This is a genomic window from Penaeicola halotolerans (assembly GCF_016464625.1).
Lineage (GTDB): Bacteria > Bacteroidota > Bacteroidia > Cytophagales > Cyclobacteriaceae > Penaeicola > Penaeicola halotolerans.
In genome coordinates, this window is sequence record NZ_JAEAGO010000002.1 from 246,711 (window position 1) to 271,214 (window position 24,504).

At 42.4% G+C, this 24,504-nt stretch carries 22 protein-coding genes; 11 read left to right on the plus strand and 11 right to left on the minus strand.

The annotated features are described in order from the left end of the window. The 4 genes from I5349_RS05295 to I5349_RS05310 all read right to left on the minus strand — a co-directional run bounded on the left by I5349_RS05295 (position 1) and on the right by I5349_RS05310 (position 2,226). Positions 1–213 carry a helix-turn-helix transcriptional regulator gene (locus I5349_RS05295; protein WP_226389701.1) on the minus strand — a complete coding sequence of 71 codons (213 nt, stop codon included), beginning with the start codon at positions 211–213 and terminating at the stop codon, positions 1–3. Between the two features lie 259 nt (positions 214–472). Further along, on the minus strand, positions 473–1,120 hold the full coding sequence (locus I5349_RS05300; RefSeq protein ID WP_226389702.1) for a hypothetical protein: 648 nt from the start codon (positions 1,118–1,120) through the stop codon (positions 473–475). A 203-nt stretch (positions 1,121–1,323) separates the two neighbouring features. Next, the gene (locus I5349_RS05305) at positions 1,324–1,815 is read right to left on the minus strand and encodes a Crp/Fnr family transcriptional regulator (protein WP_226389703.1); all 492 of its coding nucleotides are present in this window, start codon (positions 1,813–1,815) and stop codon (positions 1,324–1,326) included. A gap of 171 nt (positions 1,816–1,986) precedes the next feature. After that, positions 1,987–2,226, minus strand: a complete 240-nt coding sequence (locus I5349_RS05310) for a hypothetical protein (protein WP_226389704.1) — start codon at positions 2,224–2,226, stop codon at positions 1,987–1,989. A 158-nt stretch (positions 2,227–2,384) separates the two neighbouring features. On the opposite strand from I5349_RS05310, the gene I5349_RS05315 reads away from it, so the two are divergent. Beyond that, positions 2,385–2,858 carry a YcxB family protein gene (locus I5349_RS05315; RefSeq protein ID WP_226389705.1) on the plus strand — a complete coding sequence of 158 codons (474 nt, stop codon included), beginning with the start codon at positions 2,385–2,387 and terminating at the stop codon, positions 2,856–2,858. A 44-nt stretch (positions 2,859–2,902) separates the two neighbouring features. Here the strand turns inward: I5349_RS05315 and I5349_RS05320 are convergent, their stop codons facing one another. After that, positions 2,903–3,934 carry a WD40/YVTN/BNR-like repeat-containing protein gene (locus I5349_RS05320; RefSeq protein WP_226389706.1) on the minus strand — a complete coding sequence of 344 codons (1,032 nt, stop codon included), beginning with the start codon at positions 3,932–3,934 and terminating at the stop codon, positions 2,903–2,905. A 7-nt stretch (positions 3,935–3,941) separates the two neighbouring features. Next, positions 3,942–6,761, minus strand: a complete 2,820-nt coding sequence (uvrA, locus tag I5349_RS05325; protein ID WP_438865890.1) for an excinuclease ABC subunit UvrA — start codon at positions 6,759–6,761, stop codon at positions 3,942–3,944. Positions 6,762–7,144: 383 nt separating this feature from the next. Here uvrA and I5349_RS05330 point away from each other — a divergent pair, with 383 nt between their 5' ends. The 5 genes from I5349_RS05330 to I5349_RS05350 all read left to right on the plus strand — a co-directional run bounded on the left by I5349_RS05330 (position 7,145) and on the right by I5349_RS05350 (position 11,694). Beyond that, entirely contained in the window at positions 7,145–7,744 is a 600-nt protein-coding gene (locus I5349_RS05330; protein WP_226389708.1) for an RNA polymerase sigma factor, read from the plus strand. Then, positions 7,719–7,952 (plus strand): hypothetical protein, encoded by a 234-nt coding sequence (locus tag I5349_RS05335; RefSeq protein ID WP_226389709.1) that lies wholly within the window; start codon positions 7,719–7,721, stop codon positions 7,950–7,952. The genes I5349_RS05330 and I5349_RS05335 overlap by 26 nt, the downstream gene beginning before the upstream one ends. A 62-nt stretch (positions 7,953–8,014) precedes the next feature. Beyond that, positions 8,015–8,668, plus strand: coding sequence for an endonuclease III (gene nth, locus I5349_RS05340; protein ID WP_226389710.1), 654 nt, complete (start codon positions 8,015–8,017; stop codon positions 8,666–8,668). Next, positions 8,668–10,476 carry an asparagine synthase (glutamine-hydrolyzing) gene (asnB, locus tag I5349_RS05345; RefSeq protein WP_226389711.1) on the plus strand — a complete coding sequence of 603 codons (1,809 nt, stop codon included), beginning with the start codon at positions 8,668–8,670 and terminating at the stop codon, positions 10,474–10,476. The genes nth and asnB overlap by 1 nt, the downstream gene beginning before the upstream one ends. A 12-nt stretch (positions 10,477–10,488) precedes the next feature. Next, the gene (locus tag I5349_RS05350) at positions 10,489–11,694 is read left to right on the plus strand and encodes a glycosyltransferase family 4 protein (RefSeq protein WP_226389712.1); all 1,206 of its coding nucleotides are present in this window, start codon (positions 10,489–10,491) and stop codon (positions 11,692–11,694) included. On the opposite strand, the gene gldB is transcribed toward I5349_RS05350, so the two are convergent. Together gldB and I5349_RS05360 are read right to left on the minus strand one after the other, a co-directional pair. Further along, positions 11,660–12,661, minus strand: coding sequence for a gliding motility lipoprotein GldB (gene gldB / locus I5349_RS05355; RefSeq protein WP_226389713.1), 1,002 nt, complete (start codon positions 12,659–12,661; stop codon positions 11,660–11,662). The genes I5349_RS05350 and gldB overlap by 35 nt on opposite strands. A 90-nt stretch (positions 12,662–12,751) precedes the next feature. Then, positions 12,752–15,280 (minus strand): zinc-dependent metalloprotease, encoded by a 2,529-nt coding sequence (locus I5349_RS05360; protein WP_226389714.1) that lies wholly within the window; start codon positions 15,278–15,280, stop codon positions 12,752–12,754. 172 nt (positions 15,281–15,452) lie between these two features. On the opposite strand from I5349_RS05360, the gene I5349_RS05365 reads away from it, so the two are divergent. Next, the gene (locus I5349_RS05365) at positions 15,453–16,556 is read left to right on the plus strand and encodes an NAD(P)/FAD-dependent oxidoreductase (RefSeq protein WP_226389715.1); all 1,104 of its coding nucleotides are present in this window, start codon (positions 15,453–15,455) and stop codon (positions 16,554–16,556) included. Here I5349_RS05365 and I5349_RS05370 read toward each other — a convergent pair. Further along, positions 16,549–17,460: a UbiA family prenyltransferase gene (locus I5349_RS05370; protein WP_317194230.1), complete on the minus strand. Its 912-nt coding sequence runs from the start codon at positions 17,458–17,460 to the stop codon at positions 16,549–16,551. The genes I5349_RS05365 and I5349_RS05370 overlap by 8 nt on opposite strands. 29 nt (positions 17,461–17,489) lie before the next feature. Here I5349_RS05370 and I5349_RS05375 point away from each other — a divergent pair, with 29 nt between their 5' ends. The 3 genes from I5349_RS05375 to I5349_RS05385 all read left to right on the plus strand — a co-directional run bounded on the left by I5349_RS05375 (position 17,490) and on the right by I5349_RS05385 (position 20,209). Further along, complete coding sequence (locus I5349_RS05375) at positions 17,490–18,587, plus strand: type III polyketide synthase (RefSeq protein ID WP_226389716.1); 1,098 nt, start codon at positions 17,490–17,492, stop codon at positions 18,585–18,587. A gap of 2 nt (positions 18,588–18,589) precedes the next feature. Next, the gene (locus tag I5349_RS05380; protein ID WP_226389717.1) at positions 18,590–19,288 is read left to right on the plus strand and encodes a methyltransferase domain-containing protein; all 699 of its coding nucleotides are present in this window, start codon (positions 18,590–18,592) and stop codon (positions 19,286–19,288) included. A gap of 81 nt (positions 19,289–19,369) precedes the next feature. After that, positions 19,370–20,209: a mechanosensitive ion channel family protein gene (locus tag I5349_RS05385; protein WP_226389718.1), complete on the plus strand. Its 840-nt coding sequence runs from the start codon at positions 19,370–19,372 to the stop codon at positions 20,207–20,209. Between the two features lie 40 nt (positions 20,210–20,249). Here I5349_RS05385 and I5349_RS05390 read toward each other — a convergent pair whose 3' ends face one another. Next, a complete protein-coding gene (locus tag I5349_RS05390; RefSeq protein WP_226389719.1) occupies positions 20,250–20,846 on the minus strand; it encodes a nitroreductase family protein in 597 nt (198 codons plus the stop codon). A gap of 189 nt (positions 20,847–21,035) precedes the next feature. Here I5349_RS05390 and I5349_RS05395 point away from each other — a divergent pair, with 189 nt between their 5' ends. After that, a complete protein-coding gene (locus tag I5349_RS05395; protein WP_226389720.1) occupies positions 21,036–22,196 on the plus strand; it encodes a hypothetical protein in 1,161 nt (386 codons plus the stop codon). Position 22,197: 1 nt separating this feature from the next. Here I5349_RS05395 and I5349_RS05400 read toward each other — a convergent pair whose 3' ends face one another. Then, complete coding sequence (locus I5349_RS05400; RefSeq protein ID WP_226389721.1) at positions 22,198–24,450, minus strand: TonB-dependent receptor; 2,253 nt, start codon at positions 24,448–24,450, stop codon at positions 22,198–22,200. Positions 24,451–24,504 lie beyond the last annotated feature (54 nt).

The window sequence follows — 24,504 nt, forward strand, 5'->3', positions numbered from 1 at the left end:
TTAGCGGTCTTCATTTCTATCTGTTGGTATAGGTCCAAGTTCGTGGCCAAATAATGATAAGACCTGATTGACCTTATCAATCATTAATGATTTCTTTCCTTGTTCTAAGTCGCGCACAAATCGTAGTCCAACGCCTGCTTTAAACGATAGGTCTTCCTGTGTTAATCCGAGTTTTTTACGTCTTTCTTTTACAAATTGGCTTAGCTTTTCCATAATAACTTTATACCCTTTCGGGTATAAATATAGGGATAAAACGGAAAATATACCCAATCGGGTATAGAAATATGCGATTCAGTATAAAATATACCCGCTCGGGTATAATTTAATTAGCTACAACGTTTTGCATATGGCTTGTGGCGATTTCGGAGCACTTCACCATTAACCAAGAAGAAACTAAGATAGAAGCACAAAGCTCCAAGTTTGCACGTCACCCCGCCTGACGCAAAACCCGTGTTATAGGGCGTAGTTTTTGTTACCATATACCAATCCAGTTTTCTAATTTTCTTTTAAACTCGTCCACCGCAAGCCAAGTGTTTACTTTTTGTTCATCTCTCTTGTCGTATGCTGTCAAATACTGAATGTGAATTTTTTCTCCCTGTTTTAGTTCGGGAATTTTTGTCACAAATCCGTTCTGTTTCATTTCTGTTATTGACTGATAGAAATCTACTTTGTTTTTAAGTCTTGGTGGAAACCAGTCGTCATTTTCTGCTCTTGAATTTAAAATTTCTCCGTCTTCTGTCCCAATGTGCAATGTCCACTCGTTACTGTCGGCTTGTATTGCGTCCAAATGCTCTCCTGTCGCTGTGTCAAAAGTTATTTCGCCATAGATATTGTCAAGCAAGCAATAGGTTTCTAGTTTCTCGTCAATGTCAGCCGTTTTCTCAATCCTAAAAATCCAGCCGAAACTGTCAGTCAAGGTCTCCCCATTATAAAGTGGAACTCTTATTTTAAATGAAACGATTTCAATGTTGTGTCCGTCCGTTTTAAAAATTTCCGAACTGCCGTTTTCGTATTTCTTTGTCTCAATAACATTGTCTTGTCGGTTACAGATAAGTCCGCAACGAACAACTCCCAATGGTGTCTTAAATTCTCTTTTTATGTCAGTTGTCTGTGTCGTCATACTATGCCCTATAACTTGTATATACCCGCTACAGACTTTCGCTTAGCTATCTACTATTAGTTGTATAAGCGAATGTATTGTGCGTGTATCTTTCTTTCAAAACAAGATAATGAAAGGAATACAATTTTCTAACAACTCAGTGAAATTTTGAGAATGGGAAACGGTAAGCTCTTAGCGCATGCGCTTATCTCAAATAGATAAATCTACACCTGCTGGAGCAGTCGGCTGAAGGTCTCTGGGCGGATGGCGAGTAGGGAAGCGAGGTATTTGTAAGGCACTCTGGCGAGCAAGTGCGCAAAGGGCGACTGAGCAAAGTACTTTAAGCGCTCGGAAGCATTGGGTATGCGAGCGAGTAGCGCGCGCTCCTCAGCCATCAGGTAATATTGCTCCAGTAGTTGGCGATTGATCTTAGCAAATTCTGGATAGCCCTCTAGCGCTTCGTGCATCACCTCATAGCTGAGACACTCTACCTGAGTAGGTTCTAGGGCTTGGATGGTTTCCTTCGCAGCTGATTGGTTGAAAAAGCCCGAAATAGATGTCACCAGCTCATTTTCACAGCTGATCCAAGTGGTCACTTCCTTTTTGCCAGACAGGAAATATCCTCGCATCAGCCCTGATTTGATGAAGAAAAGATTTTGACACTGCTGCCCCTGCTTGAGTACGATCTCACCTTTGGCATAAGTCTTTGCCGTCATGTTTTGCGTCAGAAATACACTCAGTGCTTCTGATATCGGAAAAAGGGCATTCAAAAAATTTGTCGTATGGTTATTTTTCACGCTAGAAGTCAAATTCGGGATAATACCTAAAGCTAAAAATAATCTGTAAAAAAAATACCCTCCACAAAAAAACCTGCCCTTATCAGCAGGTTATTTTATCTCTATAGGATCATTTTTAGGAATAAAGGGCGTCCCACCACTGCCATCAGGCCAAGTTACTCCTGGTGGCAGATCGATATGCGGAGGACTTTCTATGCTGATACCGCCATCTCCACCATTGGAGTCTCCGCCTCTGCCCATCCATCTTTTGCGGCCGATGGTCGTCATAAAGTAGATCAGCATCACATAAGTCAAGCCGCACAGGATCAGGTCAATCACGAGGGAAGTCATAGGCGTGTTTTTTACTAAGTTACATATAATCAGCGCATAAAGTCAATGTGCCGACCCTCTAATACAAGAAAAAGTACACGCAGATTGTTCTAATTTGCCTCAAGATTTTATTTTTAAGCGAATCTGTTGGATATTTGCGCTCGAAATAATGAAGCACCATGATCGTAAAAACTAGAAAATACAAGCTCGAAAATAAAACCTATATCAAAATAGGGATGACCAATATCGTCAAAGAACAGTGGTGGGTGATTCTCATTTACTTAGCCCTCAACGCTGGCTATTTCTTAGCTCCTTCTTGGTGGTGGTTTATCGGTTCTACGATCGCCCTTGTACTTTATGTATTGTTTTGGGTGATACAGTTCGTGGGTGTCACACAGCTCGATCAGAACAAGATGCTCTTTGAGAAATTGGCTTACGAAATAGACAGCCGACAAATCCTCATTAAACTCAATAGCAAGCAGGGCATGCCTGTGACTTGGGATATGATCAAAGGGGCACAAGTGGTCAAAGATGCCTTTATCCTAAAGATGTCCAAAGCACAATTTATTCACTTGCCTTACAAGGTATTTGCTACAGATAATGAACGTAAGTTTGTAGAATCTGTCCTTAAGCGCAAAGGCTTGGTCAAATAAGCTAAAAATAGAAATCCCCAATGGCAGCCATTGGGGATTATTTTTTAAGGTGTTAGAAGTCTAGCAACTTTCCCATTGTTTCCTGAAGCCCAAAAGCTACTGCCTCCTTTAGCGCGCTTCACTGTATGAAAGCCCTCTTCTGAAAAAGGTATCCAAGCTAGTCCATCGTAAGAATAATCGCTGCCTGTAGTTCCTACGCAAACCCATAGCGCAGGATCTTCTCTTAGCGCAAGTCCTGATCGATAGCCTTTTGGGGGATAATTGACAGTAATTCTCCACTGCAAGCCCTGATCAAAAGTCGTCACTGCATTTTGAATAGTATCTTCGGGAGCGGCATAGTCTCCTCCTACGGCATAGATCGCTTTGCTATCTACTGCCAGAGCAAAGATCCCTTGGCTCGCTAATCCTTGTTTGATGGGACTATTCATGGCTTTCCAGCTCTCTCCTCCATCTTCTGTGAAAAGCAATCTGGATACAGCACCACCTGTACCGATGTAGGCTTTGTCCATCTCATGCGTCACTATGCTTGTGCCACTTGCCGCAAAGGCTGCTTCACCTTCCATAGCCACTGGAGCATTGGCTAGTCGTGTCCAAGTCTCTCCCGCATCAGTGGTCTTGAGTATGTACCACTGACCTCCTACAGGATCTCCCATGAGTAGGCCTTTCTCTACATCCCAAAAGTCTAAGCCATCAAAAAAAGCTGTACTGTCAGTCTCTTGAAACTTCAAATCCCAAGTTTGTCCACCATCTGTCGTCTTGTAGATGACTGCTGGCTGACCCGCACTCATAGCGATAGCAACCTGATCACTGAATGCCTCTATGTCTCTGAAATCCACCGAATCCATCCCTGCGATGATGCCTTGCTGCCATGTTTTCCCCCCATCTATACTGCGTAGCCAAGTGCCTTTAGATCCACTAGCCCAGACCACTTGATCATCTACTACAGAGAGTCCTCTTAGACTAGCAGAGGTACCCGTTTTAAAAATTTCCCAAGTTGGCTGTTCTACTTTATTCTCCGCTTGTCCACAAGCGAGTAGTAATCCTATCAATAGACCTACCAAAAAACGACTTTTCATTCTTGTATTATTTATGATCCAATTCTCTCAAGTACTTGGCCGTATAGTTATTTTCTAGTTTCATCATCTCCTCTGGCGTTCCTTCAAAGGCCAAATTGCCTCCACGCTCTCCTCCTTCTGGACCGAGGTCTATGACCCAGTCAGCTGAGCGGATGACTTCCGTATTATGCTCAATGACGATGACTGAATTACCTTGATCGATCAGGGCATTCATCGAGTAGAGGAGCTTTTTGATATCATGAAAATGCAAGCCTGTGGTCGGCTCATCAAATATAAATAAAATGTGGTCATCTGACTTAGAACCACCTTTGCTAAGGAAAGAGGCAAGTTTCACACGTTGTGCTTCCCCTCCACTCAGTGAGTTGGAAGACTGCCCCAGTCGGATATAGCCCAAGCCTACATCTTGGAGTGGCTGCAGCTTATTAGTCACAGCGCGCTGATCTGCAAAAAATTCTAGCGCTTCATCAATGGTCATGTCTAATACCTCTGCAATGTCTTTGTCTTTGTACTTGATATCTAAGATTTCTTGCTTGAAACGCTTCCCTTTACAGCCCTCACAAGTCAAGAAGATATCCGCCATGAACTGCATTTCTATCTTTTGTGTCCCTTCTCCTTGGCAAGTCTCACAGCGACCTCCGTCTACGTTGAAGGAAAAGAAGGCTGGCTTATAGTTTCGTTGCTTAGCCGTAGGCTGTTCTGAAAATAGGTTTCTGATGGCATCATAGGCCTTCACGTAAGTCACTGGATTGGAGCGTGAAGATTTACCGATAGGATTTTGATCTACAAACTCCACTTGGGTGATCTTCTTGAAGTCTCCCTCTAGCTTATCATATTTGCCTGATGTCTCGAATACAGTGCCTATCGTTTTGCCTAATGCTGGATAGAGTACTTGCTTGATCAAGGTAGACTTTCCAGAGCCACTTACACCTGTCACTACCGTCATAGTGTTTAGCGGAAAACTTACCGTAAGGCTTTTGAGGTTATGCTCACGAGCTCCTTTGAGGACGATTTTATCGCGCCATTTTCTAGGCTTAAACTTGTCTGTAATCTTTTCCGCTCCTGAGAGGTACTTGGCCGTGTAGGTATTATTTGCATTAAGTAGCTGATCAAGTGTGCCTTGGAAGACCAGCTCTCCTCCATGTGCTCCTGCTTCAGGTCCGATATCAATGATCTGATCAGCTGAGCGCATCACTTTTTCCTCATGTTCTACTACTACTACTGTATTGCCCATATCTCTGAGATCTTGGAGTACACTCACGAGTCGATCTGTATCTCTCGGATGTAGCCCGATACTTGGCTCATCGAGGATATACATAGAGCCTACGAGCGCACTTCCCAGTGAGGTAGCAAGCTTGATTCGCTGAAACTCACCCCCGGAAAGCGTGGAAGTCAATCTATTGAGCGATAAGTACCCGAGTCCGACTTTATCCAAAAAAGTCAATCGGTAAACTATCTCCTTGAGCAGTCTATCCGCTACTTTCTGATCATGCTGACTCAATGATAAGTTATTGAAGAAAGACAGGGCTTGCTCTACTGACATCAAGACGATATCAGAGATGGAAGTGCCTTGGATCTTCACATAAGCGGCATCTTTGCGCAGCCTTGTTCCTCTACAGTCAGGACAGACCGTGCGACCTCTGTAGCGAGAGAGCATCACACGATATTGGATTTTATGCGCTTTGCTTTCTAGGTAGTTGAAGAACTCATCTAAGCCTTTGAAGTATTGATTACCAGACCAGAGCACTTGCTTATGCGCTTCATCTAGCTCTTCGTAAGGTCTGTGGATAGGAAAACCAAATTCTATCCCACTTTTGAGCAGTGGCTGTAGCCATCTAGAGCTGCTCTCTCCTTTCCAAGGTGCTATAGCTCCTTCATAGACCGAGAGTGATTTATCTGGGATGACTAAGTCTTCATCTATGCCTAGTACTGAACCAAAGCCTTCACAAGTTTTGCAAGCTCCGTATGGGTTGTTGAAACTGAAAAAATTGGCTGTTGGAATCTCAAAACTAATCCCGTCTAGTTCAAATTTATCTGAAAATGACTTTCTCTCAACCCCTGGGATTTCTACTGTACAGTAGCCTTCTCCCTCAAAAAAAGCCGTCTGTACAGAGTCTGCTATTCGGTATTGATTGTCCTCATCATCTGGTCTTACACTCGCGCGGTCTATTAGGATCTCTATATTGCCTTTTGGTGTCTCTTTGGTACTGAGCAGCTCTTCGATGAACTGTACCTCTTGATCGACCAGTATTCTAGTAAAACCTTTTTGCAAAAGCACCTCGATCTCTTTTCTCACGCTTCTGCCATCCTTGAGCTTCAGTGGACAGGTGATCATCACCTTCGTCCCTTCTTCGTGACTATTGATGAAGTTCACCACATCTGTGACCGTATCATGCTTCACTTCCTCACCAGATATCGGAGAGTAGGTTCTTCCTATCCGAGCAAAGAGTAGCTTTAAGTAATCATATACCTCCGTAGTAGTGCCTACCGTAGAGCGTGGGTTTCTAGTATTGACCTTTTGCTGGATGGCTATGGCTGGAGATACTCCTTTGATGTATTCCACATCAGGTTTTTCCATCCTGCCGAGAAACTGTCTAGCGTAGGAGTTGAGACTCTCCACATACATCCGCTGTCCCTCTGCAAAGAGCGTATCAAAAGCCAAAGAAGACTTACCCGAGCCTGAAAGTCCCGTGACCACTACCAGCTTATTGCGTGGGATGGCGACACTCAGACTTTTGAGGTTGTTGACACGTGCATTTTTGATGATGATGTATTCCTTAGGATCGAGTTCATCGATCGCTGTGGTCTCCTTTACTTTCATATTTGACATAGCTACAAAGATACAATAGCAACCCCTCTTTTCGCAATTTGTTGATAAAAGCCCTGCTCTTGAGTAGATAAAAAAAATTAAGTTCCTCTAGGCCTCTTCAACACCCCTTTTCGATATTAATGATCACATTCCTATACAGAGCGCTGATTTGGTATAGGTTTTGATATGAGGAAAGGTTTTGCTATCCAAACATTATTTTTATACTTCTCAAAATATCGTTTGGTTTAATGTTAAAAAACTTAAAAAACATATTTATTGTGTATTTTTTCGACTTTTTGCATTGCTTCCTAAAATCCAATTCTATACTTTTGAATCTATCAATAATTCTACAACCATAAAGCGACAATATGATATAAACCTCTACGTTAACCATTAGTGATTTTATGAATAAGTACAAACCAAGTGATAGCGAGTTGATATCACAGTTTAGAAAAGGTAATGAAGAGGCATTTGCGCTTATAGTCAACAAGTACAAGGCAAAGGTTTTTACTTCGGTTTATTTGATCGTCAAAGATAAAGATGTGGCGGAGGACTTGATTCAAGAAGTCTTTATCAAAGTCATCAAAACTGTAAGGTCAGACCGATACAATGAGGAGGGTAAATTTCAGCCTTGGCTCATGCGCATCGCACATAATTTAGCAATTGATCATTTCAGAAAAAATAAAAGGTATCCTACCATCGTTCTTGAGGATGGATCCAGTTTGTTTGACAAAGTCGAGTTTTCAGAAGAAAGCTACGAAAGCGTGCAGATCAAAAATGAGACGCATGAAAAACTCAGACAATTGATCGATGACCTACCAGAGACTCAGAAACAAGTGCTCATCATGAGACACTACATGGATATGAGTTTTCAGGAGATCGCAGATCAAACTGGCGTCAGCATCAATACCGCGCTCGGAAGGATGCGTTATGCTTTGATCAATCTTAGAAAAAAAATAACACACACCAGTATCGCCTATGACCATAACTTCTACCCCAAATGAAATCCTTCGCCTTCTCTATGATGACTTGCCCGCAAGTGAGGCTGCTGCCTGCGAAGAAGCTATTGCAGCGGATCCTATGCTAAAAGAAGAATACTCAGCGCTCAAATCTGCTAAAGATGCGCTTGATCAACTCAACTTAGAGCCGTCAGCTGCTTCGATCGCTAAAATTTTGGCTTTCGCATCAAAAAACAAGCCTGAGAAAGTTTGAATACCAACATTTGATTAGTTTAGCTGTTAGAAATTAGAGTCAACAGCGAAGCTTCATCATACATGCTAAAAAAAGAGCGCTATCAGGCATTCATAGAACACTTCAGTCAGAAAATGCCTGAAGTAGAGACAGAATTACAGTACAGCAACCCGTTTGAACTGCTTGTAGCGGTAGTCCTCAGTGCGCAGTGTACAGATAAGCGGATCAATATGGTCACACCTGCACTTTTTAGAGATTTTCCTACTCCTGAGCATTTAGCCTCTTCTCACTTTGATGAGCTTTTTCCTTACATCAAGACTGTCTCTTATCCCAACAACAAAACCAAGCACCTCCTAGGCTTGGGCAAAATGCTCGTAGAACAATATAATTCAGAACTTCCCTCCACAGTAGAAGAGCTGCAAAAACTCCCCGGAGTAGGTCGAAAAACAGCCAATGTCATCACTTCAGTGATCTGGAACCAGCCTAGCATGGCGGTAGATACACATGTGTTTCGCGTATCTAAGCGACTCGGTCTCGTCCTTCAAAAAGCCAAGACACCTCTCGAGGTGGAAAAAGATCTGGTCAAAAACCTACCTAAAGACATCATCCCAAAGGCGCATCATTGGCTCATTTTGCACGGACGCTACACTTGCTTGGCCAGAAAACCCAAGTGTGAGTCTTGTGAACTTACCTACATGTGTCGCTACTTTGAAAAAACCCATAAAATCAAAAACTGATGTGTGGGATCAATGTCATCTGGTCTAGAGAGGCACAAAGTCAAGCCATCCAGCAGATGGCACAAGCGACCCTTCATCGAGGACCCGATCATACTGGGACTATACATCTTCAGCAAGATACATGTCACTTACACCTATCTGTCAATCGGCTAAAAATCTTAGATCCACATGACCGATCCAATCAGCCTTTTTGTCCCGATGGCAAAAAAAATATACTAGCTTGGAATGGCGAGATCTATAACTATCAAGACCTCAAAAATGAATTGCTCACTGAGGGGGGGCTGTTCGAAACAACCTCAGATACGGAAGTTCTCTATCACGTCTTAGACCACTGGGGTATCGCTGGACTATCTCGTGTTTCGGGCATGTTTGCTATCTCTTGGCTAGATCAGTCAGCACAAAAGCTCTATTTGATCAGAGACCGCAGCGGGATGAAGCCGCTTTATTATTACCACACTCAAGATATTTTGGTAACCTCTTCGGAGATCAAGGGCATCTTTGCTTCTGGATCAGTAGACAAAGTTCCTAACAAACGTCAGTTTGCCAATTACCTTTCTTATCGGTTTGCGATAGCTCCTGAGACACTTTTTAAGGATATCTTTTGTCTCTTGCCTTCGCAGATTTTATGTCTAGACCTACAGACGGGTAGTATTGATTTTGAGAAAGTCCCTACTTTCCAGTCATCCTTTTCGCCTGCATCACAAGACTTGAGATCTACTCTAAAAGAAAAGCTACAAGACAGTCTACTCAAACATCTTAGTGCAGACAAATCGGTAGGAATATTTCTAAGCGGAGGAGTAGACTCTACACTACTGCTCGCGCTCAATCATGATTTAAAAAACCCTCCTATCAGATCTTATAGCATTGCTTTTGAGAAGAGTCTGAATGGTCTAGGATTAGAGGATGACCTGTATGCAAAAAAAGCAGTCGCTAAGTACAGTCATGAGAGTTTTCATACGCAACTGACTATCACTAAAGAGTTGCTCAAGGCACGACAAGAGGATTTTTATCAAACCTATCTAGACGATCAGCCAGTAGCAGATACGGCTGCACTCTTAACTTACCTACTCTCAGAAAAAGCCAGCGAGCATAGTACTGTTCTACTCAATGGTGCTGGAGCGGATGAGTATTTCTTAGGATATAATCGGCACAAAGCATTTGCAGCTTACATGAAGCACCCTAAAAGATGGTCATTCCTCTCCCGCTTGTTCAAAGGCTTTCCACTTTTGCCTGCTCCTTTGAGAAAAATGCTCCAAGACATCAGCGAAGATCCCTCGGAAACTTGGGAAAACTTTTTTGCGCTGACTCCTGCTTATAAAACTACACGAACTAAACTGAGTGCTGTCCAAGATGTGCATCACTTGACTGCATTTGAGACATCCTACTACCTCCCGATGGATTTATTGGCCATCGCTGATCAGCTATCCATGCGCCATAGTGTAGAAATGCGCCTCCCATACTTAGATGATGACTTACTAGCCTTTATCAGTAAGCATCAAGCCACCCTTTTAACCAAAACAGGCGAGAAAACAATCCTAAAATCACTTTTGGAGGAGCTAGGAGGACAAGTATTTACTAAAAGAAAAAAGCAAGGCTTTGGCATACCACTTACGCGCTGGATGGCTGAAAACTTTAGCGTAGACCAACTTACATCGCTCTATCAGGATATTTTAAGGATCTCTGATATATCTGAATCAGACTATCCCTTAACTTTAGCTAGCTTTATCGCACAAGCGAAGCAACAACCTCAGTTTTTCTGGGCGCACTTTAGCTTGGTGAAGTGGTATAAGCTTAACTTTGGCGAATAAACCATTGGGCTCTTGAGAATCATCTATCTACATCAATACTTCAAAACACCGCAAACGGGTGGTGCCATCCGCTCCTATCACTTGGCTAAGGGTATGGTAGATGCTGGGCATGAGGTCGAGATGATCACCACACATAATGAACCGCGCTACGAGATCCATGATGTAGATGGGATCAAGGTGCATTACTTGCCCGTTCCGTATAGCAATGAGTTTGGTTTTCTAAAACGCATCAAAGCCTTTTATGACTATGTCAAGGCAAGCAAAAAACTCATTGCCAAGCTTCCTCTAGCTGACCTGATCTATGCTACCTCCACGCCTTTGACTGTAGGATATATCACACTCTGGGCGAAAAAGAAACTTGGTGTGCCCTACATATTTGAAGTGAGAGATCTCTGGCCAGAAGCACCCGTACAGACGGGGACTATACGGAACCCACTAGCCAAAAAATATCTTTATTCCCTCGAGAAAAAGATTTATCAGGCAGCTCAAAAGGTCGTGGCTCTGTCTCCGGGGATGAGAAACTACATAGAAAAGATCGTCCCTGAGAAAGAAATTCACTTGATACCCAATTTTGCAGATATTGATTTTTTCAAAAAAGACCTCTCTGTAAAAAATCATGTCAAAAACCTTGTCATCAGCTATACTGGTGCGCTTGGAAAAGTCAATCGCTTAGAAAGCTTACTCGAAATCGCTCAAAAAACACAAGAGGCTAATCTACCTATTCAATACAAGATCATGGGCGAGGGAGCAGAGCTTCCTAAATTGAAGCAACTGAGCAGTAGCATGAAATTGTCCAATGTGACTTTCATTCCATTTGGCAGTAAAGAGGAAGTCAAGAAGCTGCTAGATGTGAGCGATGCTATTTTCATCTCTTTTGATAAGATTCCCATCTTGGAGACGAATAGCCCTAATAAGTTTTTTGATGGTTTAGCTGCTGGTAAGCTTATCATCACCAATACCAAAGGATGGATCAAAGATATGGCCATCACCAATAAGTTTGGCTTTTATGTGGACACTGATCTACCTGAAAGCTTTGTGAAATTGATAAGACCTTTTCTGGAAGACCCTTATCTCTTACAGAGCTATCAGCAGCACGCACGCGATATGGCAGAGGCTTTTTTCAGCAGAGAAATCAGTGTGCACAAAATCTTATGTGTGATCGATCAAGAACACCGCATCATGCTTAGCGGGAACGAGGTCTATATTTTGACAGCCTAAATATCTTCTCAGCGTCACTTTCTGCCATCACATCACTGACCTCGAAGGCTTCTTCATTGAGTACATACTGATCTACGATATTCCAGCCGAGCCAGCGGCCGATGCGTCCTGGACACTCTGGGCTGATCTCAAATGTTCCCGGCCTCTCTCCTACAAATTTGGTGATCTCTGTAGGGTTGTCACTGAAGATTAGTTGATTTTCCACAAAGTATGACCAGATCAGTTCCTCATTGACCACTACATCTGCTACTTGTTGATCTGTGTAGCCTATGATCAGACTATCTGGTGTACATGGAATCATCGCTTTAGTGAAATGATACGCTTTGCCATAAAAAATCATCTCTGCTAGAAGAGTCTCTTGTGCTGGATCTACTTGATTGTATCGCTGAGAAAGTGCCTGCATGATCATCGGTACGATATAGGGCGCTGCATAGCGTGAAGCCATATACTCTGGTAGATTTGGCACTTTATACTTCGCTCCTGGACCCAGAAAGTAATCTAGCCCTATCACTAATATCTCTTCATCTAAATATAAGTCTGAGCCAAAGCCCGTCACAAAGGTATAGACTTCTGGTACTTGAAAATCAGGGAAATAATACTTCACATGCTGAAAAGCCAGCGTCAATTCATCCTCCAATTGATCTAAATTGGGGTACACCCTATTCACCTCTTGGAAAAGGGTATCCATATAAGGGTCTGATGAAAGTGCTACCATATTATCTAGTAGTTCATCTTTAGAGTCGTAGGCATCTATGCTTAAGAATCGCTCTGCAAAAAGTGGATGGCTTGCTAAAAAATCTGCAAATTCATCCTTCTCTGACAGTTTGGATACCGTCTGCTCTAAGCGTTTGATCTTCACATCTACAGGGATACTAGTGATCTCCTCACCAGGGAGACAGCTATCTGTGTCCTGCTTACAGGCATTTATCAATAGTATAATACAAAGGGCTATACCAACTCTTTTCATGAAAATGATCTTTTGTACAAACTTCTATAAAAACGAAAGATCCCACAAAATATGCGGGATCTTTCTATGTATTCAAAGATTAGAATCCAATTACTTAGGATCTAAAGTATTGTCGATTCTGACAAGGACATCTTCCAAGTGGATCTTAGAAAGTCTGTCTGATGTACGACCTATCGCACCTTGTACTTGAGATCTTAGCGTCTTGAGCTCAGCTCTTACGATTGCTCTGATATCTGACTGGCTTGCGTTCACTGTAGGGCCTACAAAGGCTCTAAACTGAGCAGGAACCTCAGGAGTGTCATTTGCCATCAAATACGCTAATCTGTCTACGTGTGCTCTTTGAAGGTTTCTTCTATATGGATCGATCGTAGCACCTCTGCTAAGCTCAGTCCAGATACCTCCACGAAGGTCAGTAAATAGTTCTGAAAGCGTATAAGCGCTGTTACCATTGAGTGTTTGGTTTTCAAGCATTCTACCCATTCTACCCCACTCTAGGATATTATTGAGCGTACCTACTTGTAGACCTCTTACTCTTTCCATCATACCATAGTCATTAGTTCTACGGAAGATTTCCTGATCGATCATCCATGTTGGCGTAGCAAATAGCTGTTGGTTAAGGAAAGTAACTGCTTGCTTCTGCTTCTCTTTCTCAGTGTGTGTATAAACAGCTTCACCTGATCCAGAAGATCTGTAGACTTCATAGATACCACCGATGTTGTTTCTCACATGGCCCATGTATCTAGAGAACTGACCTACTACCTGACCGTACATTTCTTCTAAGTCGCTGTAGTCTTTGTATGGCTTATCTTCCTCAGTAGTCCACTCGATCAAGTTAGGCATGATTCTCTTAAGGTTTTTGATACCATACTCACTTGCGAGCATCGCATTGTCACCTAGATCTTCACTTTGAGTGCTTGGGTCGGTAGTATTACCTTGACGACCAAATCTGTAAACAGGATCACCTTGCTTTGCATCGATCCACTTATTAAGTGTCATCAATTCTTCATCTGGAGTAGTCGCATCCAAGATCGGTCTATAACCCCACTCTACTGCATATTTGTCATAAGGACCTACCGCAGGGAATAAGCTTACACCTGTATCTTCTGGCTGCGCGATATAGTTAAATCTCGCGTAATCCATGATAGATGGTGCTGTACCATTTGCTTTAGTGAAAGCTGGGTCTCTCAACTTCTCTACTGGGTAAGCATGAGAAGAAGCAAAGTTGTGTGGAAGACCGATCGTGTGACCCACTTCGTGAGCTGCTACGAATCTGATCAATTCACCCATTACCTCATCCTTAAATTTCACTCCTCTAGCATCAGGATTAACTGCTGCTGTCTGAATGAAGAACCAGTTTCTTAAAAGGTTCATGACGTTGTGATACCAACCGATATCTGACTCGAGGATTTCACCTGATCTTGGATCAGAAGTGTGTGGTCCGTAAGCATTCTGTGTAGGTGATGCGAAGTATCTGATCACAGATATACGAGCGTCTTCTGGGCTCCACTCTGGATCTTCTTCAGGAGTAGGAGCATCTTTAGCTTGGATCGCGTTTTTGAAACCTGCTGCTTCAAATGCTGCATTCCAATCCTCAACACCTGCTTTTAGATATGGTCTCCACTTCTCTGGAGTAGCTGGATCGATGTAGTAGATGATTGGCTTCTTAGGCTCTACTAGCTCACCTCTTTTGAATTTCTCGATGTCTTCATCTTTGACTTCAAGTCTCCATCTGTCTAGGTATGTTCTAGTAGTTGTTCTCTGCTCATCAAGACCATAGTCTGTCTGGCGAGTAGTGAACCAACCCACTCTTCTGTCATATAGACGTGGCATCATTGGCTCCTTAGGAAGTAACACCATAGAGTTGTTGAACTCCAAAGTGATAGAACCTGTAGAAGAGTTTGAAGGAGGTGAACCTGCGATATAAGTCATCACTGTTCTAGCCTCGATATTAGTTGGGAAAGACTTCACGCTCTCGATGTACGAACGCTCATTATCCAAACGCTGTACTCTGTACTGAGTTCTGTATCTTGAAGGTAATGAAAGTGCCTGAACATCTTTGTTGAAAAGACCAGTCGCTTCGATCACTGCAGAAGAATCTGTACCAAAAGCCTTGATATCAAAAGCTGCCAAGATTGGCTCTAAGTTAGAGTTTTTAACCGCTTGGAAGATAGGAAGTGAATCAGCAGCAGTATTGCTGTAAGAGATCACTCTTAAGAATACTTTTTCGCCTTCTATATCCCATCTTACTAATTGTGTGTTTACTTTCTCACCACCGTATCCGATTCCATCGGCAGTTTTAGAGATTGTAGTCACTAGGAGCATTTCTCTACCAAATAGCTCCTGAGGAATCTCATAGAAATATTTGTCATCTAACTCATGTACTGCAAACACCCCTGCATCTGTCTTTGCTTTAGCGGTGATTACTTCTTTGTACGGCTTCGGACCGGTTGTTCTAGATGGAGCAGCTGGACGCTGAGCAGCAGCTGCAGCTTTCTTTGCTTCCTCCTCTTTTTTCTTCTTTTTGCTTTGAGCAAATGTATCTTCACTGTAGATAAGCGCACCCGCCATCATCAGTCCCAATACACCTTTTCTCATCAAGCTTGAGTAGGTTTTCTTCATGTGAATTGTTATTTGTTTAAAATTATCTTTTCTAAATTATGGCTTTTGAAGAGCTTCCATTAGACCTCACAAAAGACAGAATAGACGAAAATTTAAACACAAGCCCTTGTAATCAGCTTTCCTATTATATGAGCGGTCATACTAACTAATCAATGGCATTAATTTTAATATCTTGAAAGACATCATCATCATCGGTGGCGGACTGGCTGGCCTAGTGAGTAGTATTCTTCTCAAAAAGGCTGGCTTTGAAGTTATGGTCATAGAGAAAAAGGGCTATCCTTTTCATCGTGTTTGTGGAGAGTATATCAGCAATGAAGTCAAGGATTTTTTACTGGCAGAAGAGCTCTATCCCACGCACTTGGCCCCCGCAGAGATTAGCAGGTTTAGGCTGAGTTCGCCCGATGGCAATGTAGCCGAAATGCCACTAGACTTAGGCGGTTTTGGCGTCAGCCGATATGCCTTGGATGATTTTTTGTATCAAAAAGCCTTGGCCCTTGGTGTACACTTTTTGATCCCTACACAAGTCCTCTCCGTGACCCAAGAAGAAGATCACTTCACTGTGGAAACCAACCGTGATGGTATCTTCAAAAGTAAGTTGGTGATTGGCGCCTTTGGCAAAAGGTCTCGCCTCGACAAGCAACTTGAAAGACGGTTTATCAATCAGCGATCTCCGTACATCGGGGTCAAATATCACATCAAACTTGATTATGATGCAGATGTGGTGGCTCTGCACAATTTCCAAGGAGGCTACTGCGGGATCAATCGTGTGGAAAATGACACCTTTAATCTTTGCTATCTCGGTAGTCAAAAAAGTCTTAAAAAGTATGGCAATATCCCAGATATGGAAGCGCAAGTACTTTGGAAAAACCCTCATCTAAAAGCCATTTTTCAACAAGCAGAGTTTCTCTTTGAGAAGCCTGAAGTAATCAATGAAGTATCCTTTGCAGCCAAAAAACCTGTAGAAAAAGGTGTATTCATGACGGGTGATGCGGCTGGGCTGATCACTCCACTCTGTGGAAATGGTATGGCGCTCGCGATACACAGCGCCAAGCTACTCAGCGAACTCATTATAAAACACGAAGGGAATCACCCTAAAATAGTTTCAGCTTATACCCGAGGATGGAATGCCCTTTTCAAGCAAAGACTATGGACAGGTCGACAGCTTCAGCGACTTTTTGGCTCCAGTAGTTTATCAAACCTAGCCGTGGGACTGGTCAAAAACAGTCATTCGCTAAGCACTTGGCTCATGAAGCAGACTCATGGCCAGCCTATATAAACCCTAGCACTTGGAGTATCTGAGTGCTCTTGATAAAATAGTGGATAAAAAAGACATTGAGTGCAGTTGCAGAAATTCTGTTGAGCCACATGGTCCATGTATAATTTGCTGCACTTTCATCTTTCAGCACACGACTATACCAGATAGCAAAGTAGATCAATACAGGGCTAAGCGCTAGAGCAAAATCTCTCACTGCCCAAAACTGATTTTTAGAGACAAAAAACCAAGCAAAGCATGCTGTAGCTATCAAAAAGCAAACCGCTGTAAAGTGAAAAGTTCCTCGAATGCCAAGCTTCAAACTAAGCGTTTGATCACCTCTTTTAGCATCCTCGGCATGCTGGTAGATTTGCGTCATGGGATAGGATCCAAGCAGAATCAGTGATGTCAATATCCCAGGTATGAGCACATGAAGCTTTAATCCTGCGTCCCATGCAAAGCCATTGAGCCCAACATACACCATCACAAAGGTGAAGTAGCCCTGAAAAATCCCTGCAACTAACCAACTGATGATTGGGTACTTTTTCAAGCGAACAAGTGGATGACTATAAGCCATAGACACTAAGCCATAGATCACCACTAGTGTCCCAAAGGAAGCATTGATCGTATATGACCAAGCTATGGCAATGATGAAAAATAACATAGAAGTGTAATAGAGAAGTTTCGTTACCTTGGGCGGGTGCTTCAGTCCTCCTATACTCCCCTCATCTTTATCAAAGTAGCTGTTATAGCCATTGCTAGAAGGATAAAGGAATATATGCAAAATGATGAAAACTATGCGTAGACTATCAGGGTTGATATTGGGTGAAAGGCTGAGTGCAAATAAGAAAACGGGCAAAAGGTAATAGGAAAATGGAATCCTAAGATGCTTCAGCGTAGAAATGATACCCATAGTTTTTTCAAACAATTTAGTTAAATTTATTAGAAATCCTCTTTATGAAAACTTACCTCTCTGCTATTGAAACTGCTGTTCCAGATCATCAAATCCCCCAGCAGGACATCGCAGAGTTCATGATAAAAGCCCATGCCCTCGATGCAGAAGAGAGTCGCAAGTTACGATTCATCTATCGTGCCTCTGGCATTCAGTCTAGGCATTCCGTGATTCCAGATTATGGAACTAGTCCCGATCGGTTTAGTTTTTATCCAGCCAACGATCTTTTGGATCCTTTTCCAAATGTGAAAAATCGAATGCAGCTTTTTGAAAAGGAAGCGCCTCTTTTGATGCAAAAAGCCGTGGGAAAAGTTCTTCAACAGCTTCCTGCGCAAGCGATCACGCACTTGATCACGGTTAGTTGCACTGGCATGTATGCCCCTGGGCTTGACTTTGACCTCATGCAGCACTTTGGTATCTCTGGCTCTGTCGAGCGCTACGCTATCAACTTCATGGGTTGCTATGCCGCCTTCAATGCACTGAAACTTGCCCATCATATCTGCCAAAGTAACCCGACTGCCAATGTACTGATCGCAGATGTGGAGCTTTGTACCCTGCATTTTCAGAAAGACTACACAGAAGATAACCTCATTGCCAATGCGCTCTTTGCAGATGGTGCTGCAGCAGTGCTTGTGCAGGGTGAGCAATCAGTCTATCTCAAAGAGCCGCTTTTCACTATAGAAAAATTTGCTTGCTCTCAGTCTCCTAAAGGAGCTGATGCGATGGCCTGGCACATTGGAGATTTTGGTTTTGAAATGAAGCTCAGTAGCTATGTGCCTCAGTTGGTGGGCGAGGGTATTCCAGACTTGGTGGATGCTTTACTCAAAAATGGTGAGCAACTCCAAGCTGACCATTATGCCATTCACCCTGGCGGGAAAAAGATCTTAGAAGCAATCGAAAAAGCTCTAAGTATCTCAGCAGCTGCTAATCAAACCAGCTATGATGTCCTTAGCCAATATGGCAATATGAGTTCTGTAACGGTGCTTTTTGTCCTAAAGGCCTTGGCTGAAAAACTCACAGATACCCCTGCTGATCAAAATGTCCTCAGCATGGCTTTTGGTCCAGGACTCACCTTAGAATCCATGTTGCTCAAAACCACCTGATCATGCCTAACCTCCGACAGCGATCCTACCAAAAAGAACTCATGGATGATCTCAACTGCCAAGGCGAGATGCTCAAGCAAACGCTCCATGAGCTCAAAGTGATCAATAAGCTGCTAGGAGGAAATCATGTCACGACTGGGGCGCTTCAAAAGCTCCTGACCAAAAATACTCCTTACCACATTGCGGACATGGGCTGTGGTGGTGGAGACATGGCTGTAGTAATGGCCAACTGGGCCAATAAAAATAGTTTTAACATAAAAATCACGGGCATAGATGCCAACCCCAATATCATCGACTATGCTCAAAGAAATACACAGGCTTATTCTAATATCGATTACTTAGTCGCCAATGTCTTTGACCCTACACTAAAAGAGCATCAATTTGATATCGTTACTTGCACGCTTTTTACCCACCACTTTACGGATGATGAGCTTGTGAACATGCTTCAAAACTTTCAACTGATCGCTGGAAAAGCTATCATCATCAATGACCTCCACCGACATCCTTTAGCTTGGCATAGCATCAAGTGGTTGACACGCTTTTTCTCTAAATCTCCGATGGTGCAAAATGATGCACCACTCTCTGTAGCAAGATCATTTAAGCGTGCTGATTGGGAAAAAATTCTTTCACTTGCGGGCATTGCTAAGTACAGTCTTCGCTGGTTTTGGGCCTTCAGGTGGCAATTGATCATCTACAAGTAGCGGTAAAGAAAGCCTCAAAATTTCGGTTTTAACGCTGTTTTTTGTAATTTAGATTTTTGTCGAATAAAAAATGTATCTTATATGCTAGAACAATTAAATCTTACTCCTGAGAATATTGAAAAACTGAATGAGTGGTTTTTGACTACTGGACTTGATCTCTGTTGGGCACTTATTAAAGTTGCGATCACCTTTGTCATAGGAAAATTTGCTATCGGCTATGTGATGAAAGCCATTCGCAAAGCTTTTGTCAAATGGGAAATCGAGGCTTCACTTTCTTCTTTCTTGAGTAGTTTTGTCAGATTTGTTCTTTACATCATATTGATCATGATCATTCTGAGCATGTTGGATGTTCAGATAGCAGCTTTCCTAGGTGTACTGGGAGCGGCAGGTTTGGCTATTGGTTTAGCCTTGCAGGGTAGCTTATCAAATTTTGCCGGAGGTATATTGATTTTGATTTTTAAACCCTTCAGGGTCGATGATGTGATCGATGCTCAAGGGTTTGTTGGCTCAGTTGAACGAATAGATATTCTTCACACACACGTCCGCACTTTTGACAATAAGTTAGTCATCATGCCTAATGGCGCACTAGCTAACTCCAATGTCACTAACATGACTCGCAAGGATACCCGTAGAGTAGATATGGCGGTGGGTATCGCTTATGGATCAGATATAGCAAAAGCCAGAAAAGTGATCTTAGAGACACTAGCAAAAGATGAAAGAATCCATGCTGATCCTGAGCCAGTGGTCTGGTTTCATAATTTTGGCGATAGCTCGCTTGACTTGACTATCAGATGTTGGACAGCTACTGGAGATCTTTGGCCAGTCTACTGGGAAAATATGGAGGCGATCAACAACGCCTTCAATGCCAATGGTATCGAGATCCCTTTCCCACAGCGAGATATTCACATGCGAACTAAATAAGTTTAGCAGAAATGAGAAGAGAGGCCAACGCCTCTCTTTTTTATTTCACCCAAGTGACTTTTTCAGCGATAGGATTTCTTTTCCCATTTGGCCAGCGATCAGTCAGCGGCTTGGCTATAAAGAAAAATCCCATCAGCATATCCTGTGGCTCTAGTCCAAAAAAGGGCTTGGCTTCCTCATAAAAGGTAACGCCTCCTGTCCCCCAATAGGCGGCTAATCCATAGGCACTCGCTGTCAAATACATATTCTGTACCGCCATAGATACAGCAGCGATCTCTTCCATCTCTGGTACCGCTCCGCTTCGCTTCATACCTATTGCGATGATGTGAGATGCTTTCAGCGGATTTTCCAGCATTTTTTGATAAACTGCTTCATTAAAGTTATCATTCTTTTCTGCACGCGCCTTGTACAGGTCTGCTTGAAACTGCGCAAACTTAGCTTTACCCTCTCCACTGAATACCGTAAACCTCCAAGGCTCTGTCATCTTGTGTGTAGGTGCCCAGTTGGCATTTTCTAAGATCGTCTCTATGACATCATCATCCGCTATCGTATAGCTAGGATCAAACTGTGCTACAAACATCGACCTACGTGTCCTTAGCATGTAATTCACTGATTCTATATCAAATCTTGGCTCCATCGTTTGTGTGTTATGTTGATTTAAAAGTACTAGATAAAAGAAGATTTTTAATCTCTGTTGGTATAACTCATTTCTACCGCTGCTAAGTTCTTAGCAATATCTTAAATACAAATTCTTTTAAATAATAGTAATAAAAGATTGATTTTTATAATATTAAAAATCTAATTACTCAACTCTTTTTAAATGAACATGCAAAATATATCAAGATTAAGCATCGTGTTTTTAGTAAGTGCTTTTATCCTCTCTAGCTGCAATAAAGAAAGCGACAAACCACTTTCATTTCAAATAGAAAAAGTAGACTCAGTGAATATTGACTTCATTGGCAAGATGGTCTTTCATGACTATGACGCCAAGAAGAAAAAGTACCTCTTGAACTCTGAATCACCCTCTGTAGCACTCATAGAAGTTGATGAAAATGGTCAAATCACTTATCAATTTGACCTTGAAGATAATGGCAGAAACCCAATCCCAGGTATTGCTAGTGCAGGATATGTAGATGATGCGCTTTATTTATATTCCTATATGTTCACTTTCTACAAGCAAAAGAATAGTGCGGAATTTGTCTTGGACAAGCTCATTCCTTACGAGCATACAACTTTATATATGCCAGTAAAACTACCTGTCGTCAAAAAAACTAATGAAGCGGTTTTTTACATAAAACCACTTAAGGAGTCATTCCGCGAAGATCAGACCACTTTTTATGAGCGATTATACGATCAACCTTTGCTAGAAAAACACGATTTATCGACTGGAAAAACTCATTCATATCTTAAGCTGCCAGAGGAGAGCGTTTTTAAAAGTGGTTTAAATCATGGTATATATGTCCCTACGATCAAGAATGTAGGCAAAGACTGGCTTTTAGCAACGTGGATTGATGATAAGCTGTTTCTATATAAAGAGGATGGAGATAGCATCACTTTTGCCAAAAGCATTGACCTTCAAATTGATGGCTTTGTAAGTTTTGAAGGAGCTGCACTTGAAAATGGTCGACAGTTTTATGAATCAAATCGAGATATGGTTCATGGAAATGTAAATGGCATATTTGACTTGTCTAACTACATCGTGGTGACTTATCAAAAAGGAATGAGGTCGGAAGATGTTTTAAACTATAGAGCCCAATATCCTAGTGAAACTTCTGATTTTGAGATCCAAAAGCAAAATCGCTATTATGCTGCCATTTTAGACAAGTCTTATAATGTCCTTGCTTCAAATGTACAATTACCTTATGGCATTTCCTTTCCTGTTGCTGTGAATGAGAAAGACGAGATTCTTGTCAAAAAGAATGAGGAACATTTTGATCAAGAAGAAGATGTCGTCACGATCTACAAACTTAAAATCACCCAAGAGTAAGTTAAAACTTCTTAGTCAATTTTAGCCCAGAAAAACCATTGCGCTCAGGTGCCGGCTGATAAAATCTCCCGCCAAAGGCATTGAGGTCATTGCCAAGACTGTAGGCTTCATTGAGTAAGTTCTCTGCACCTACATAGAGCTCGGCCTCCCAGCCTGACCATGTAGCTCTCCACCCAAGCCTAGCTGACAACAAATGGTAGGTCGCTTGATAGACGGTATTGGCATCATTGAGAGGAATCTCATCTGTCCATTGGGAGGTGACATTGAGATAAATCCCTTGCTTGGTTTCTAGGTCTAGTTGATTGACCAAAATATTGGGTGCTACGCCTGTGAGTTGATTACCTGAAAAGTCATCTCCTCCACTTTCATAGTTTTTGAACTCAAAGAAATGTCCAGTATAGGCTTGGGTGAGTCTGAGCGATTTCATGAATGCACCTCTGCTTGGTTTGATCAAATCCTCTGTCAATAAAACTTCTATCCCTTTTTGGTCTGTACTTCCAGCATTTCTGAATAGCACTACGCCTTGCTCATTGGTAAATGAGGTGATCGTCTCTGACAGTTGAAAGTAAAAGGCCGTGGCATCTAACTGTATATGGTTATTGAGAAAAGCGGTTCTCCAACCCAACTCATAATTGATCCCTCGCTCAGACTCTAGGTCTAAATTGATGGAACCTTCATTAGTCCTCACCTCATCTATGGTAGGTGAGCTAAACCCATAGCTGATGCTTCCGTGAATGGCCGTGTGGGCATTGACTCGCTTGAGTACTGCCAATCTAGGAATGAGCACTGGGTCGAAGTTTCTGATGTTACGTGCAGGTGCATTGCCAGAGGCATCTATACGCCTGTCTATATCATATTGGAAGTAGTTTTGACTGACTCCAAGTGTGACTATCCACGACTGAGGTAGCTCTAGCTCTGCTTGAGTAAAGAAAAAATACTGTTTGGCACCCAGTCTATCTGAGAAACGAATGGTGTCTGCTATTCCTGAGCGATTACCAAAATTATCAGCCTGAGTGGTGCTGATTTGATATTCTAGGCCTGATATCCACTTGAATGGCAAAGCCCCGAGTTGATCCGCAAAGGTGAAACTAGATCTGAGACCTAGTCCATTTTGAAGCTCTCTCTTATAATCAAGGATAAATGGATTCTCAAAATCTGTCGTATTGAGGTTCAATGTACTGGTATTGCTCCAGTTGTCTGAAAAGTCATAAGTATGAGAAAAACTGAGATAAAGAGATTGCTGATCTATGGATGAGTTTTGATCGATACTCCCTGGACGTGCTTGACGAGGATTTTCTGCTAGCTGAGTCGCATTGAGCGCACCTGGTATCTGATATTTAAGATCTGCATAGAGCAAATTGGCACTTAGCGACTGCCGACTGCTCGGATACCAATGCCCACTTAACTGCAACACTTTTCTATCTGTAGCACTATGCGCTCTATAGCCATCCGCTTGAAGATCTACATAAGAAAAAGAATAGGCGGCATTTTCTAATTGCTGAGATACCGCCACTCTGTATTTCTGTAAGCCATAATCCCCTACCAGCAATGAAGCCTCTGCTTGATCTTGCTGAATCCGCTGATTGCTCTCAAGGCTGATCACTCCTCCAGTACCTGCTCCGTAGATACTTCCAGCTGGCCCTTTGATGATTTCGGCAGTTTGGATATTGGATAAATCAAGTAAGTTTAATGGTGTAGTCCCATCTGGTGAGGTGAAAGGAATGTCATTCCAGTAGACTTTGACATTGCGTACGCCAAAAGGAGAACGCAAAGCACTTCCTCTGATCGATATGCGGTAGCTCGCTGGCGCACGCTCTTCTATTCTCACACCTGGCTTGGTATTGAAAGATTGTACGATAGAGCCTTCATTGAAACGTGCCAAATCCTCAGGCCTGACGACAGAGATGGGAGCAGCCTGTTCGATGAGCTGTCTTTCCGTTTGATAGCTTTGAACTACCAGCTCTGATAAGGAATTGACAGAAGGAACAAGTTCTACAGCGAAATTTTTATCTGGACTAATGCTTAGCTTATACGGTTCGTAAGCTAAGTGTGAAAGCATTACAACTGTTTCTTCTGAGACCATCAGTTTAATGATTCCCGCTTCGTCAGATACGGCTCCCGAACCGTCAGGAAGCTTAGCCGCTACGCCATAGATAGGTTTTTGAGTGACTTTATCTTTGACAACGATGATGGTTTGAGCTTGCGCTATGTTCAAAAAAAACAATGCACTCAATAAAAGTAAAGAGTTCTTCATATAGACCTTTTAGTCTTTAACAAAAAAGGCATTCAATTGTCTCGAATGCCTGTT